Origin of the sequence: Subtercola sp. RTI3 (assembly GCF_035018625.1) — a bacterium.
Classification (GTDB): Bacteria; Actinomycetota; Actinomycetes; order Actinomycetales; family Microbacteriaceae; genus Subtercola; species Subtercola vilae.
In genome coordinates this window covers 48,563-63,286 of record NZ_JASJXO010000005.1, presented here as the reverse complement: position 1 = coordinate 63,286, position 14,724 = coordinate 48,563, and the positions used below count along the sequence as shown (strand labels likewise).

Below are 14,724 nucleotides of genomic sequence, written 5' to 3'. Positions count from 1 at the left end.
CTACGCACACCGTGCACTCGGCCGCGTCATCCGAGCGAGTGACCCTCGTACACACATGTAATGATCCGTCGGGCGATTCACGCCAGGTGCGGCACTCGGCAGGCCCCGAGCTGCGCAAATCGGGGCTTCAGTCAGTGGGCACCCGCAGCGCCACGCACTTTCGCCCAGCCGTTGCCCTCATTAGGCACGCCCGTTTCAGCGCGGCTGAGTGGTGACGCTTTACTCAGTTCCGCTAGGTTTTTCTCAACACAATTTGTCAGTGGGGTGCTCGGATGGCGTGGTCGAATCGTCCGGCGGCGACGATGCAAGACGTGGCGGCCCGGGCTGGGGTGTCTGTCAAGACGGTTTCGAACGTCTTGTCGGGCTACGAGCATGTGTCGGCGAAGATGCGAACCAGGGTCATGGCAGCGGTCGACGAACTGAGTTACGAGATCAATATTGCGGCCCGCAACCTGCGCGTGGGCCGAACCCACGTCATCGGCCTCGCGATACCCGAACTCAGCCAGGCGTACTTCGCCGAGCTGGCGGACGCGGTGATCAGGGCCGCCGGCCAACGAGGCTACACGGTATTGATCGAGCAGACGGTCAGAGAAGACTCCACCGAGATCAGTGCCGTCTCGAACATGCGCAAACACTCGATCGACGGATTGATCTACAGCCCGCTCACGCTCGCCCCGGCAGACGTGACTCAGCTCAACGTCGACTTTCCGGTGGTCGTTCTCGGTGAGCGTGTGCACGGCAGCCAAGCAGACCACGTGACCATGTCGAATGCTGCCGCGACGCGCGCAGCGACGACTCACGTGCTGGAGCTCGGCCGTCGACGCATCGCCGTTCTCGGCGTTCAGCCGGATGGGCCCGTCGGCACCGCCGCCTCGCGGCTACAGGGCTACGAAGACGCCCTGACGAGCTATGGCATCGAACCAGACCCGAAGCTGTTCGCGGCCGCATCTCTCTGGCATCGAAGGAACGGCGTCGAGGCGACAGAACGGTTGATCGCGACGGGCGCGACATTCGATGCCATCGTCTGCTTCAACGACGCCCTCGCCCTCGGCGCATTGCGGGCGTTGAAGCACAACGGTTTGAGAGTGCCCGAAGACGTCTCTGTTGTCGGTTTCGACGACATCGAAGACAGTTCGTATTCCACGCCGTCGCTGAGCACGATCTCCCCCCGGCGCGACGAGATCGCTCAGGAGGCGGTCGCGCTACTCGTCGAGCGAATCGAAGGCACGGCGCCCAGCACCGCAGCGCGCGAGGTCGTGACGGGGTTCGCCCTGATCGTTCGGGAATCAACACTCGTTCCCTTCTGAACGGGCACGACTCAGTCGTAAAACAATCTCGAAGATGACTCTTGACAGAGTTCGATGGCTGCCGTAATTTCAAACTTACATCGATGTAAATTTGTACGAACCCATTCGAATCGCCCCTAAACAGAGACGTTAGAGGCAGTAAGTAGGTATTCAGTGAAGAAGCTGATCAGCGTCGCGGCAACGGCTGCCGTGGTCGCCATCGCACTCTCGGGTTGCTCCGGCTCGGCGGGTTCCTCGTCAGACCAGGCCAACGGAAAAGTCGCTCTGACGTTCTGGCACGGCTACACCGAGGCAGACGGCGGTGTGCTCGACAGCATCGTCAACGATTTCAACGCCTCGCAGAGCAACATCACCATCTCGACGCAGACCAAGACATGGTCTGTCATCGACGACACGCTGCTGCCGGCCCTGTCATCGAAGAATGGCCCTGACATCGTTGCCATGACCTCCGACCGACTGCCCGTGTACGCACAGAAGAAGGCATTGGTCAATCTCGACGACTTCTACGCCCAGGATTCCAGCAACACCAAGGCGCTGAAGCCCGAAGCGGTGAACATGGAGACCGTCAGCGGCAAGAAGTACGGCGTTCCGAGCGGTTTCGTGCCCCTGTCTGTCATCTACAACAAGACGCTCTTCGCCCAGGCCGGCATCACCACGTTCCCCACCACGTGGGATCAGTGGGTCGCTGACGCGAAGAAGCTGACGGTCGATTCCAACGGCGACGGAACACCCGAACAGTACGGCCTCGCGCTGCCAGACCACGCAACCGTGGGCAACGGAATCTGGCCGAGCCTGTTCGAAGGCAACGGCGGCTCGGTCACGAGTTCCGACGGAACCCAGGCCACCGTCAACTCGCAGGCCAACATCGACACTCTCACCTACTGGGCTGGTGCCATTCAGAAGGACAAAATCTCGCCGACCGGTCTTGACGGCATCGGGGCAGACAAACTCTTCACCGCCGGCAAGGCAGCCATGGAGGTCGGAGGCCCCTGGATGGCAGGAGTCGCGACCACGTCGAACATCGACTACGGCCTTGCCGCAATTCCGGCCGGCCCGAAGGCGCAAGTCGCCTCGGCAATCGGCATCTCACTGGCTGTGACGGCGCAGACCGACGCCACGAAGCAGCAGGCGGCCGAGAAGTTTCTCGCCTACTTCAACGACAAGACAACCGCCGTAAAATGGTCGCTCGGCTCGGGCTGGCCGCCGCTTCGCACCGACATCTCGTCGGCTGACGTCAACTCGAACGCAACCGTCGCCAGCCTGACCGAGATCGCGCCCAACACCGTGGCACTTCTGCCCGGAGTGGTCGACAGCGCCGACGTTCTGACCGCGGTTGACACCGCCACCCAGAAGGCCGTTGCCGGTGGTGACCCGAAGCAGCTCCTCGATGATGCCCAGACGAGCATCCAGCAGGCCTTGAAGGGTTAGAGCTCGCGCCCCAACTGTCACGTGGGGGCCCAACGGGGCCCCCACCAACCGTGGAGAGATTCATGACCACCGCACGTCTTCAGCGAACCCGCCCGTTTCGGCCACATGGCCAACTCGGTGGCCGCACGCCGCTCAACGGCACTTTCAAACGCCGCGCAACCATCGTGGGCTTTCTGGCCCCGGCGCTCGTCATTCTGGCGGCCTTCGTCGGCTGGCCGATGATCTCGGCGTTGCGGTTGTCGTTCACCGATGCCAGCGGTTTCGGCACCCCGACCTTCGTCGGACTCGACAACTACACGCGAATCTTCACCGACCCCGAGATTCTGCACTCCATGGGCAATACGGCGTATTACGCCGTCATGTTCACGCCGGTGTCGATCGCCGTCGCGCTCATGCTGGCTCTCGCGATCAACAGCCCGCGGCTGCCCTTTCGGAGCTTCTTCAGGTCGACGCTCTTTCTGCCGTTCATCATCTCCCTCGCCGTCGCCGCGTTCGCGTGGTCATACCTGCTCGACCCGCAGATCGGGCTTCTCAACTACTGGCTGGCCGCTGTGGGCATCCATCTCGGCAACGTGCTGCAAGACCCTGTGCTCGCCATGCCCACCGTCGTGCTCGTAGCCGTATGGAAGAACTTCGGTTTCTACATGGTGATCTTTCTCGCCGGCCTTCAAGAGATTCCGACCAGCTTGTACGAAGCGGCCCAGCTCGATGGGGCGAACGGGTGGAGACGGTTCACCAACGTCACCTTCCCGATGCTCAGCAACACGATGGCGTTCGTTGTCGTCGTCGCCCTGATCGCCGCGCTGCAGGCCTTCGACCAGATCTACGTACTCACCGGCGGCGGCCCCTATCGCAGCACAGAAACGATTGTCATGCAGATCTATCAGTCCGGATTCAAAGACCTCGACCTCGGATTCGCCTCCGCCCTTTCGTACGTGTTGCTGATCGTGACCCTCCTCCTCAGCCTCGTGCAGTTTCTGTTCTTCGGTCGTCGCGGAGAGGCGAACAACTCATGACAACTTTCGCCCAGCCCAAAGCGCTCACCCTCAGTGGCACGCACACCCGACGCCGGGGCGACCCGATGCGGTGGGCGTACTTCGCCGGATTTCTCATCGTCACTCTTGCTCTGATGCTGCCGGTCATCATCATCGTTCTCACTGCGTTCAAGCCCGCTTCAGAGGTGAACGCCTACCCGCCCACCCTTCTGCCCCACCAGTGGACGCTCGACAACTTCGCGGCGATCTTCTCCCAACTGCCCTTCGGCCGGCTGCTCGGCAATAGTTTCGCGTTCGCGGGCGGGGTGACCATCTTCGCCCTCGTCTTCGACTCGCTCGCCGCATATGCTCTCGCCCGGCTCGACTTCAGGGGCTCCCGGGTGCTTCTGATCGTGATCGTCGCGAGCCTGATGATTCCGTTCCAGGCCACACTGATTCCGATCTACCAGCTCGTGTCGCAGTTGGGCTGGGTGAACACCTTCGCCGGGCTCATCGTACCCCGCGCAGCCGATGCCTTCGGTATCTTCTTCCTCCGTCAGTTCTTCGTGTCACTCCCCCGCGATCTTGACAACGCGGCGCGAATCGACGGGGCGTCTGAGTGGCGCGTGTTTCGAAGCGTGGTTCTGCCGAACGCTGTTCCGGCGCTTCTCACCCTGGGCATCTTCACCTTCGTGAACAACTGGAACGACCTGCTCTGGCCGCTGGTCTTCACCACCGACCAGAACATGGGCACTGTCACCTCGGGGCTGACGCTTCTGACCGGCCCGGGTGGAATCATCCCTCAAGGCGTAATGATGGCCGGTGCTCTGGTGGCCGTGCTGCCGCTCGCGATCATGTTCTTGCTCGTGCAACGACGCTTCATCGAAAGCGTCGCCAGCACCGGACTCAAGTGACCCGCCGGCATTCGCACAGAGCCGCCCACCTGTCTTTTTTGATCGACCCTGAGACGAGCACGCCCATGAAATGGTTCGACGACGACAAATTGCACTTCGCGCTTGGAATCGAAGACACCTTCGTTCCGCAGACCCGCGAGGGTGAACGCGCAATCGACGAATACGAACTCACCGAGCACTACACCCACATCGACACCGATCTCGCACTGGCCACCGGCGTCGGTGCCGAGATGCTCCGTTGGGGAGTACCGTGGCACCGGGTGGCAGCGGCCCGCGGCCAGTGGGACTGGTCGTGGCTCGACCGGGCACTGAACAGGTTTCAGCAGCTGGGCCTCCGACCGATCGTCGACCTTCTGCACTACGGCACGCCGCTCTGGCTCGACGACCAGTTCGCGAACCCCGACTACCCGAAGCACATTGCCGAGTTCGCTGCCCGGTTCGCCGAACGGTACGCCGACATGGCGACCGACTACACGCCTGTCAACGAGCCGATGATTCACGCCCTCTTCTCCGGCGAGTACGCCTACTGGCCGCCGTACCGGCACGGGCCGACGGGCCTCATCACGATCGCCGCAGCGCTTGCTGAAGGGTTTGTGCTCACCCAACAGGCGATCGCCGGCGTGCTCGGTGACGAGGCGACCTTTGTGCACGTCGATGCCGGCATGCGGTACGTGGGAGACGTCGACGACCCGGAACATCGCGAGACCGTGGCGCGACTGCAGCAACAACGCTTTCTGGTCGAAGACCTCGTGACCGGAAATGTGCGGGAAGGCCACCCCCTTCTAGCGCAGCTGCGCCAGGGGGGCGTGACCGACAACCACCTGTCCTGGTTCGCCGACAACGCGGTTCAACCCGATGTGATGGGGGTGAACTACTACCCGCTGCACTCAACCGAAGTCTTCGAGAAGAATGTGCACCACGGCGGCGGGTTCGCTGACCCTCGCCCGTTCCGTGACGCGGGAACGGAAGGGCTCCGCGAGGTTCTCACCACCTACGCCGATCGCTACGGGGCGCCCGTGATGCTCACCGAAACCTGCGTGACCGGCACCGTCGCCGAGCGAATCTCCTGGCTCGACGCGTCGGTGGCCTGCTTGCACGAGCTTCGAGCCGAGGGGCTTCCCGTCGTCGGTTTCACCTGGTGGCCGCTGTTCGACATGTACGAGTGGACCTACCGGCACAGCACCAACCCCCGAGCTGACCACCTCCTGACGATGGGCCTGTTCGATCTGGTCGAAACCGGGTCGGGCGACCTCGAGCGCCGCCGAAACCCCGTCGCAGACCGGTTCAGGCAACTTGCAACCGCGTCGGCACTCTCCCCGACCCTCATTCGAAAGTGACCCTCATGCTGCGCGCGCACCTCACCGCCAACCCCCGCACCCCCATTGCTCCCATCAACCGGCGGCTCTTCGGCACCTTCGTCGAACACCTCGGCCGATCCGTCTACGACGGCATCTACGAACCCCACCACCCGAGCGCAGACCCAGAGGGGTTTCGCCGAGATGTCATCGAGCTCGTCAAAGAACTTGGAGTGAGCACCATCCGTTACCCCGGCGGTAACTTCGTCTCCGGATTCCGATGGGAAGACAGCGTCGGACCGCGCGAGCAGCGATCGCAGCGCCTCGATCTGGCCTGGCACTCCACGGAGACCAATGAAGTGGGTCTGCTCGAATTCTCGAACTGGCTGAGCAAAGTCGGCAGCGAGCTGATGCTGGCGGTGAACCTCGGAACCCGTGGCACCCAAGAAGCACTGGATCTGCTCGAATACAGCAACCTTCGAAGCGGAACGACCCTTTCAGACCAGCGAGCCCACGACGGGCATCCGGAACCCTACGGGGTGAGCATGTGGTGCCTGGGCAACGAAATGGACGGCCCGTGGCAGCTCGGGCACCGCTCGGCCGACGACTACGGCAAACTCGCCGCCCAGACGGCCCGCGCGATGAGGGCCTTCGACCCCTCGCTCGAGCTGGTGGTCTGTGGATCGTCGAGCGCGTCGATGCCGACGTTCGGCGAATGGGAACGCGTCGTGCTCACCCACACGTACGACGAGGTCGACTACATCTCGTGCCACGCCTACTACGAAGACCACGGCGACACTGCAGAGTTTCTCGCGTCGGGAGTCGACATGGACCGCTTCATCGAGTCTGTCATCGCCACCGCAGACCACGTCAAAGCCGTTCGCGGTAGCACGAAGACCATCAACATCTCATTCGACGAGTGGAACATCTGGTACAACGAACGCTTCGAGAAGGTCGACAAGATTCAGGGGAGCCAGAACTGGCCTGTCGCACCGCGCCTGCTCGAAGACGTCTACACCGTCACCGACGCCGTCGTGTTCGGAAGCCTGCTCATCTCGCTCCTGAAGCACGCCGACCGGGTGACGAGCGCGTCGCTGGCCCAGCTCGTCAATGTGATCGCCCCGATCATGACCGAGCCCGGCGGTGGCGCGTGGCGCCAGACGACATTCTTCCCGTTCGCTGCCACCTCGGCGCACGCCATCGGTTCGGTGCTGCCCATCTCCATCGAATGCGAGACCTACGACACCAGAACATTCGGATCGGTGCCTCTCGTTGACGCCACGGCGACGCACGACACCGAAGGCGGAAGCACCGCCGTGTATCTCGTCAACCGATCACAGACCGACGCCATCGAGGTGAGTATCGACCTCGGCGGGCTCGTTCTGCGCTCACCATCAGCTCGAACGCTCAGCGACACCGACCCGCTCGCTGCCAACACCCTCACCGATCCGAACCGGGTAACGCTGCAGGCCAACAGTTCACTCACCCAGAGCCACACCACGCTCACGATCGTTCTACCGCCCATCTCATGGACCGAGATTCACGCCCACGGCATCATCGAAACGAAGGAGATCTGATGAAACGCACACCCCGATCGGCACCGAACACACCCCGAGGTAAGACAGGCACGCGGCGGCTGATCACTGCCGTCGCGGTCATTGTCGCCGCGCTGATAGCGCCACTGACGCTGGCCGCGTCTGCTTCGGCCGTCACGACGGGAAACGGCGCTCTGGTCTACTCCCCCGCTGCCGGCACCTCATTCAACCCCGAGGGAGGCAAAGCGGCAGGAACCACCTATGCCAAAATGATCGTTCTAAAAAACAGTGGTACCTCCAACGGCACCCAGATTGTGACCTTCGACCAGCTCGTGCTCGAAAATGGCGTGCAGGTCTACCCGATCTATCGCAGCACAGACAACGGCGCGTCATGGAGCAGGATCGCCGCGATCAAGCCCAGCACCCAGTTCTCGGCCCTGACCAGAACCGCGCAGCCCTCTCTGTACGAGACACCCGTTCAGCTCGGAACCATGCCGGCCGGAACACTGCTGCTCAGCGGCATGATCATGCCAGCAGACCGGTCAAGCAGCCGACTCGTGATGTACAAGAGTCTCGATCATGGCGTCACGTGGTCATTCGTGAGCACCGTCGACACCGGCGGGCCTGCCACCTATGACCCCAGCCCCACCTCGGCCACCTCCACGGTCTGGGAGCCCTCGCTCGCCGTCGACGCGAACGGTGGCCTCGTCACGTACTTCTCTGACGAACGACAGAAAGCGAACAACGTGCTCCAAGCCGTCAGCTATCGCCGGTCAACCGACGGTGGCCTCACCTGGGGCGCAGAGGTCAACGTCTCAGCACCAACGAACAAGAGCGACCGGCCCGGCATGATCACGGTCACGCGACTGCCCAACGGCAATTACATCGCAACCTTCGAGGTGGTGAATCGGCCCAGCCAGTCGAACAACACGGCCCCCGTCTACTACAAGATCTCACCAGACGGCCTGACGTGGTCTCCTGCTTCCAGCATTGGAACACAGATCACCCTCCCGAACGGTCGGAGCATCGGATCCTCCCCCGAAGTGCGGTGGATTCCCACCGCCGGTAACGCGAACGGCATGATCGTCGTCTCCTCCAAGTGGGGTCTCACCTCTGCCGGGGCTATCGACGGCGGGCAGAATTTCGTCGTCAACCGCAACCAGGGCAGTGGTTCGTGGGAGCAACTGCCCTACGCGGTCACCTACGACGCCGCCGATACGCAAGGCGGAACCTTCGCCGGGTTCGCCCAGAGCTTCGATAGCAGCGCTGACGGTAAGACGCTCTACCAGGCGACCAACGTCGAGAACCTCACCACCACCTACAACGACGTGCGTGTCGGATCCATCCCCATCAATGCCACCGCGTACGAGGCAGAATCGGCTTCCCTCACCGACACCTCACTGGTCAGCCAAGGCGATGCCGTCGGCGGTGTGAAGGTCGGCAACATCAACAACGCCGACAGCTCGGTACGATTCACCGTCACCGCAGCAACCGCCGGCACGTACACAATGAACGTGCGGTACGACAACGGCAACGGTTCGACCAGCACTCACAACGTCAGTGTCAACGGCGGGGCGAACACGGCCCTGTCGTACCCGGTGACGCCGAACTGGGGTCGTTTCGCCTGGGCGCAGCGCACCGTCACCCTCACAGCGGGCAGCAACACGATCACCTTCACCAAAGGCACCGGATTCGCCGAGCTCGACCAGATTCAGATCTACCAACCGTAAGCCAGAACAAGAACGATGGGCCCACGCGAAACCTCGCGTGGGCCCATCGTTCTTTCTGGTGAACGTGTCTGACTCAGCCCGTCGTGGTGTCGGCCGCTTTCGTGGTCGGAGTGATCCCGAGCTGAGTGAGTGCAGCCTGGGCGTACTGCTGAGTGAAGGTCGATGCAAACGGCACCTTGGTGACGTCGGTTCCGATAGCGTTCTCCATGGCGAAGATCGTCGTCGGGCCTCCGGCGGGCATCAGGCCGTCTGGAAGAAACTGCCCGTAGTCCGCTTGCAGAGCTGCGACGTACTGATCTTTTGACACGGTGCTGTTCTGCACGAACTCCTGGGGCAATGCGTCAGCAACATCTTTCGCAGTATGGGTGTGCATCCACTCCATCGTGGCGACGAGCGCAGTGACGACTTTCTGCACGGTGTCCTGGTTCTGGCTGACCCAATCAGCATTCGCAAGCAGACCGGCTGCCGGCCACGCACCGCCCAGATTCTGCTGCGCACCCTGAGTGGTTGCGAGGTCGAGCGCCGAGACGGCTATGCCCTGCGATTCGAGAGCGGCGACCGTCGGCTGCGTGGTCATGACGCAGTCGGCCTCACCCCGTTGCAGGGCCGCGATGGCCGTCGCGCCGGCGTGCACAGCGACGGTCGTGTAGTCCGACTTCGAAACACCACCCTTGGATGCGACGAATTGCGTCAGTTGGTCGGTGCCGGAACCCAGGTCTGTCACCCCCATCTTTTTGCCGCGAATGTCGGCGGGTGTCTTCACGTTTGCCGCGGGGGTGCACATGATCCGTTCTCCGGGAGCACCAGCGAGCTGCACCAGATTGATGATGTTCTTGCCCTTGGACTGAAAGTCGGGTGCGTGAATGTACCAGGCGCCAGAGAAGTTGACCTGGCCGGAGACCATCGCCTCCTCTGCGCCGACGCCCCCGTTCTGTTCGGTCGACAATTGCATGTTGACGCCGTATTTCTTGTAGAAGCCGAGACTCTCTGCCAGCTGATAGGGCAGGTAGATCTGCTTGTCGATGCCACCGACCATCATGGAGACAACCGGTAGTGCTGCCCCATCGGAGCCCGTTGCGTTGGGGGTGGCGTTGCCGCTGCATCCCGCGAGTACCAGCGACAATGCTGCTACTGCGGAGGCGGCAGCGACGATGCTGCGCTTTTTCATCTTGAGTGCGTTTCCTTTCGGTATCGCCGGGAACGGATGCTCTCGGCGAGGTTCGTGACAGATGGCAGAAGCTGAGACATCCGGTCTCTGCCGCTTCGGGGAGTTCGAGTGCTTCAGATCAGATCGCTTGCGTATCTGATCGCACCGGCGGGCGCCACTTCAGCACCGAACGCTCGAGAAGAGTGATGAGATATTCCGCGCCGAGAGTGACGACGGCCATGATCACCATGCAGGCGAACACGGTGTTCGGATCGAATCGGCCCTGGGACTGGCTGATGATCAGGCCGATGCCTTTCTGGGCTCCGAGCACTTCGGCGACGAGCGCCCCGATGATGGCGAAACCGAACGCGGTGTGCAGGCTCGCGATGATCCACGTCATCGCAGAGGGAATGGTGACGTGGCGTGCCACCTGCAGGGGTGACGCGCCCAGAACCCGAACGTTTGCGACCAGGTTCTGGTCGACCTCCCGCACGCCTTGGTAGGCGTTGAAGAAGACCGCGAAGAACACCAGCACGGCAGCGAGCAGAATCTTCGGAAAGATGCCGAGCCCGAACGCGACAATGAAAATCGAGCCGAGCACGATGCGGGGGATCGAGTTCAACACCTTTATATAGGGGTTGAACACGTTCGACAGGTACCGGTTCGAACCGAGAAGAATCCCGAAGATCACACCAGCGATCGTTCCGAGAAGAAACCCGAACAGGGCCTCTTGCACGGTCACCCAGAGCTGATCCCAGATCGATCCGAACGCCGTGCCCGCCGTGAAGAGCGTGACGAGGGAGTCCCAAATGAGCGTGGGCTCCCCGTAGAAGAAGGGGTCGAGTATCTTGTTCTGCGCGAGCAGCTGCCATCCACCGATGAAGATGACGGCAACGGCGATGCGGCCAACCCAGACCCAGGTTCTGTTTCGGCTGCGGGAACGCCGGGCGGATGCCTGAAGTTCCGCCTCAGACTGCAGCGCCGGTGTACCTGTGGCACGGGCGGCCGCGGCGCCTCTGTTGTGCTGAATCAGGGTGCTCATGCTGCCACTCCCGTTGTGCGCTGGTATGCCCGCTGAACTTCGTCGCGCAGCGACTCCCAGATCTGCGTCTGCAACTCGATGAACCTTTTCTCGTGGCGCAGCGTTTGAACATCTCCTCGCGGTCGCGGCAGGTCGATGTCGAAGATGTCTTTCACCGTGCCGGGACTGGTGGTCATAATGACGACGCGGTCAGAAAGCGCTACAGCCTCGTCGAGATCGTGGGTGATGAACAACACCGAAGGCCGAAGCTCCTCCCACAACCCGAGAAGTTCGGTCTGCATGATGGCTTTGGTCTGCACGTCGAGCGCACCGAACGGCTCATCCATGAGCAGGATGCGCGGGTTGTTGATCAGCGCCGCTGCCAACGCGACCCGTTTGCGCATTCCTCCAGAGAGTTGATGAGGGTATCGATCCTCGAATCCGCTCAGGCCCACCCGGCGCAACCAGTCGAGCGCGAGCACCATCGCTTCTTTCTTCGATGTTCCCAGAAGCACCGGGCCGATCATCACGTTCTGCAGAACGGTCTTCCAGGGAAAAAGCGAGTCTGCCTGAAACATATAGCTGACCCCGTTGGTGATGCCGTCGACGATGTGCCCGCCCACCTGGACGGATCCACCGCTGGGCCGCTCCAGCCCTGAGACCTGCGCGAGTGTCGTCGACTTGCCACAGCCGGTCGGACCGACGATCGCGCAGAACTGACCCGGCTCGACCGTGAGGGAAACGTCTCGAATAGCCGTGAAGGGTTGACCCTTCGGCGTCAGAAATCTCTTCGTCAGCCCGACGATGTCGATTTGCGCTCCCTCATCAGCCACTCCGGGGGCAACCGGGGTGCGCTTGGGGGTGTTGTCACCCATGTGCTTGACCTCTCTGTCTTTGCACTTCGTCAGTGCTTCTGCGTGATGATGCTCGCAGGAGGCCGAAGTGCTGTCTCGTTTCTGCGCCATGAGCGCGTTGTGCGCATGAGAAGCCGGTTGTGCGCATTAGAAGCCGGTTCTGCGCATATTGCTCACGTGATCCAGTGCGACAATCAATGCATGATGCGACGGCGGATCAGAAAACTTTCGACCCAGATGTTTCTTGCACACCTGGCGATTCTGACGACCTCCACCGCTATCGGATTTCTTCTGTTCGCCGCCACAGCCCGAGGCCATCTTGATGACGAGTACCAGTCGAGGGCTGCCTCGATCGCACAGACCTTCGCGCAAGACGACTCAGTTCAGACCTGTCTCTCTGCACGAAACGCATCGTGCGACGCGCGCATCCAGGAGCTCGCCACGGTCACCGCGGCCGAAACGGGCTCAGCCTTCGTCGTCGTCATCGACGCACACTCTGTTCGCGTCTCACACCCCAACCCCGCGCTCATCGGCAAGCCCGTCTCCGAACCGCTGATCGCAACCGACGGTCAAGTTCACCTGCGGGTAGACAACGGAGCAACGGGAACCACCGCCAATGCGATTGCACCCTTGTATTCCGCAGAGGGTGCCTTCATCGGCGAAGTGTCTGTGGGCATCAGAGAAGACTCTGTTTCGAACGCACTGCTCGCCCAGCTGCCTTCCTATGGCGTCTGGTTCGTCGTCATGCTGCTGCTCGGCGGGCTGGCCTCGTTCGGCCTGTCCGCTCGCCTGAAGAGACGCACGTTCGGGTTGGAGCTGGATGAGATCGCCCGTCTTCTGCAAGAAAGAGAAGCGACACTGCACGGAATCCGCGAAGGCGTCATCGCCATCGACCCGGCAGGCCGGATCAGCGTCAACAACGACGAAGCACAGCGGCTGCTTCACCTCGCCGACAACGTCGTCGGCCACCGGGTAGAAGATGTGCTCCCACCCGGCCCGGTACGCGACGCTCTCACAGGCACGAGCGTCGTAACCGATCAGATCGTGCTCACCGAAGATTTCTGGCTTGTTGTGAACAGAATGCCGGTGATCCTGTCTGGCCATCCGCACGGCGTGGTGGTGACGCTACAAGACAGAACCGTCGTTGAGGCGCTCAGCCGAGAACTCGACGGTGAACGCAGCCTGACCGAATCGATGCGCGCCCAGCAGCATGAATTCAGCAACCGCATTCACGGCATCGCAGGGCTCCTCGAGCTCGGCCGATCTGAGGAAGCGCTCGAGTACGTCAACGAGATTCGCGGCACCGCAGCAGATCTCGACCAGACCCTCCGAACTCGTATTGCCGCGCCCCAACTCGTCGGTCTCATGCTCGGCAAAGCCGCCGAGGCGAACGAGCGCGGAATCCAACTGACACTCGATCCGGCGACCTCCGTAGGAGCAGCGCCAGACCGTGTGCAAGCTCTCACCACCATCGTGGGCAACTTGATCGACAATGCCTTCGATGCCGTAGCTGAAACTGCGGCACCCCGCCGGGTAGAGGTCGGCATCGTCGAGACCGACGATGAGCTGCGGGTCACGGTCAGCGACAACGGCCCCGGGGTTTCGGATGCAGCACTTCCGCAGTTGTTCCGAAACGGTTTCACCACCAAGCGAGGCTCATTTGTGCGACACAGTGGGCTTGGGCTCTCCCTGGTACAGCGTTCCGTGACAACTCTGGGCGGCAGCATCACGGTCTCCGAAGGGCCGGGGGCCACCTTCACCATCGTGATGCCGCGATCGACGGCCCCCAGCAAGAACACCGAGGTGACAGCATGACGGCCGACCCGCTGACCGTGCTCATTGTCGACGACGACTTCCGTGTCGCCTCGGTTCACCATGGCTTCGTCGAAAAGGTACCCGGGTTTGTCGTGGTGGGCGAAGCACACACAGCGACCGAGGCGCTGGAGATGGCTGAGCGACTGCACCCCGATCTTGTTCTCATGGACATCTATCTGCCCGATGGAGACGGGCTAGACGTGACACGCGCTCTTCTTGACAGCGCACGCGCCCCGATCGTGTTCGTCATCTCCGCCGCAACAGACGTCGAGGCGGTGCGCACGGCGATTCAACTCGGCGTGGTGCACTACCTCGTCAAACCCTTTGGTTTCGCAGCGCTCGCCGAGCGTCTGGGCGCAGTCAGAGCGGCCCGCGCGCAGATCGCCGATTGGCCCTCTGACGCCAGCCAGCAACACATCGACCACTTGTTCGACCTCCTTCGCCCGGCGCGATCAGACCATGATGCTGCCGACGTCGAGCACCTCGCACCCACCCTGCAGCTCGTCTACAAGTCGATCGGCAATCAGAAGCCAGGCCTCTCGGCATCTGAGATCGCAGCGCTTGTCGGTATCAGTCGAGCTACGGCGCAACGCTACCTGGCCCAGCTCGAAAACCTCGGAGCCGTCTCGCTCGAACTTCGATACGGCCAAACGGGCCGCCCGGAGCATCGATACTCGCTTCGTCATCGCTGACGACATCTGAGT

12 protein-coding genes are annotated in these 14,724 nt (G+C 62.1%); 9 read left to right on the top strand and 3 right to left on the bottom strand.

Annotation, left to right across the window (positions count from 1 at the left end):
* Nucleotides 1-272: 272 nt before the first annotated feature.
* From QN358_RS03545 to QN358_RS03515, 7 genes are all read left to right on the top strand, one after another.
* On the top strand, nucleotides 273-1,307 hold the full coding sequence (locus QN358_RS03545) for a LacI family DNA-binding transcriptional regulator (RefSeq protein WP_136640726.1): 1,035 nt from the start codon (nucleotides 273-275) through the stop codon (nucleotides 1,305-1,307).
* Between the two features lie 153 nt (nucleotides 1,308-1,460).
* Nucleotides 1,461-2,735, top strand: a complete 1,275-nt coding sequence (locus QN358_RS03540) for an ABC transporter substrate-binding protein (protein ID WP_323511613.1) — start codon at nucleotides 1,461-1,463, stop codon at nucleotides 2,733-2,735.
* A gap of 62 nt (nucleotides 2,736-2,797) precedes the next feature.
* Nucleotides 2,798-3,751 (top strand): carbohydrate ABC transporter permease, encoded by a 954-nt coding sequence (locus QN358_RS03535; RefSeq protein ID WP_136640728.1) that lies wholly within the window; start codon nucleotides 2,798-2,800, stop codon nucleotides 3,749-3,751.
* A complete protein-coding gene (locus QN358_RS03530; protein WP_323511612.1) occupies nucleotides 3,748-4,623 on the top strand; it encodes a carbohydrate ABC transporter permease in 876 nt (291 codons plus the stop codon). The genes QN358_RS03535 and QN358_RS03530 overlap by 4 nt, the downstream gene beginning before the upstream one ends.
* 65 nt (nucleotides 4,624-4,688) lie before the next feature.
* Nucleotides 4,689-5,960: a family 1 glycosylhydrolase gene (locus tag QN358_RS03525; RefSeq protein WP_136640730.1), complete on the top strand. Its 1,272-nt coding sequence runs from the start codon at nucleotides 4,689-4,691 to the stop codon at nucleotides 5,958-5,960.
* A gap of 5 nt (nucleotides 5,961-5,965) precedes the next feature.
* Complete coding sequence (locus QN358_RS03520; RefSeq protein WP_323511650.1) at nucleotides 5,966-7,495, top strand: alpha-N-arabinofuranosidase; 1,530 nt, start codon at nucleotides 5,966-5,968, stop codon at nucleotides 7,493-7,495.
* Nucleotides 7,495-9,183: an exo-alpha-sialidase gene (locus QN358_RS03515; protein WP_323511611.1), complete on the top strand. Its 1,689-nt coding sequence runs from the start codon at nucleotides 7,495-7,497 to the stop codon at nucleotides 9,181-9,183. Before QN358_RS03520 ends, QN358_RS03515 begins: the two co-directional genes overlap by 1 nt.
* A gap of 73 nt (nucleotides 9,184-9,256) precedes the next feature.
* Here the strand turns inward: QN358_RS03515 and QN358_RS03510 are convergent, their stop codons facing one another.
* The 3 genes from QN358_RS03510 to QN358_RS03500 form a co-directional block, all read right to left on the bottom strand.
* Nucleotides 9,257-10,351: an ABC transporter substrate-binding protein gene (locus QN358_RS03510; protein WP_136640733.1), complete on the bottom strand. Its 1,095-nt coding sequence runs from the start codon at nucleotides 10,349-10,351 to the stop codon at nucleotides 9,257-9,259.
* 118 nt (nucleotides 10,352-10,469) lie between these two features.
* On the bottom strand, nucleotides 10,470-11,372 hold the full coding sequence (locus tag QN358_RS03505; RefSeq protein ID WP_136640734.1) for an ABC transporter permease: 903 nt from the start codon (nucleotides 11,370-11,372) through the stop codon (nucleotides 10,470-10,472).
* Entirely contained in the window at nucleotides 11,369-12,226 is an 858-nt protein-coding gene (locus tag QN358_RS03500) for an ABC transporter ATP-binding protein (protein ID WP_136640735.1), read from the bottom strand. The genes QN358_RS03505 and QN358_RS03500 overlap by 4 nt, the downstream gene beginning before the upstream one ends.
* A 216-nt stretch (nucleotides 12,227-12,442) precedes the next feature.
* Here QN358_RS03500 and QN358_RS03495 point away from each other — a divergent pair, with 216 nt between their 5' ends.
* The gene (locus tag QN358_RS03495; protein WP_161580328.1) at nucleotides 12,443-14,020 is read left to right on the top strand and encodes a sensor histidine kinase; all 1,578 of its coding nucleotides are present in this window, start codon (nucleotides 12,443-12,445) and stop codon (nucleotides 14,018-14,020) included.
* Nucleotides 14,017-14,712, top strand: a complete 696-nt coding sequence (locus QN358_RS03490; RefSeq protein ID WP_136640737.1) for a response regulator — start codon at nucleotides 14,017-14,019, stop codon at nucleotides 14,710-14,712. Before QN358_RS03495 ends, QN358_RS03490 begins: the two co-directional genes overlap by 4 nt.
* The last annotated feature ends 12 nt before the right edge of the window (nucleotides 14,713-14,724 follow it).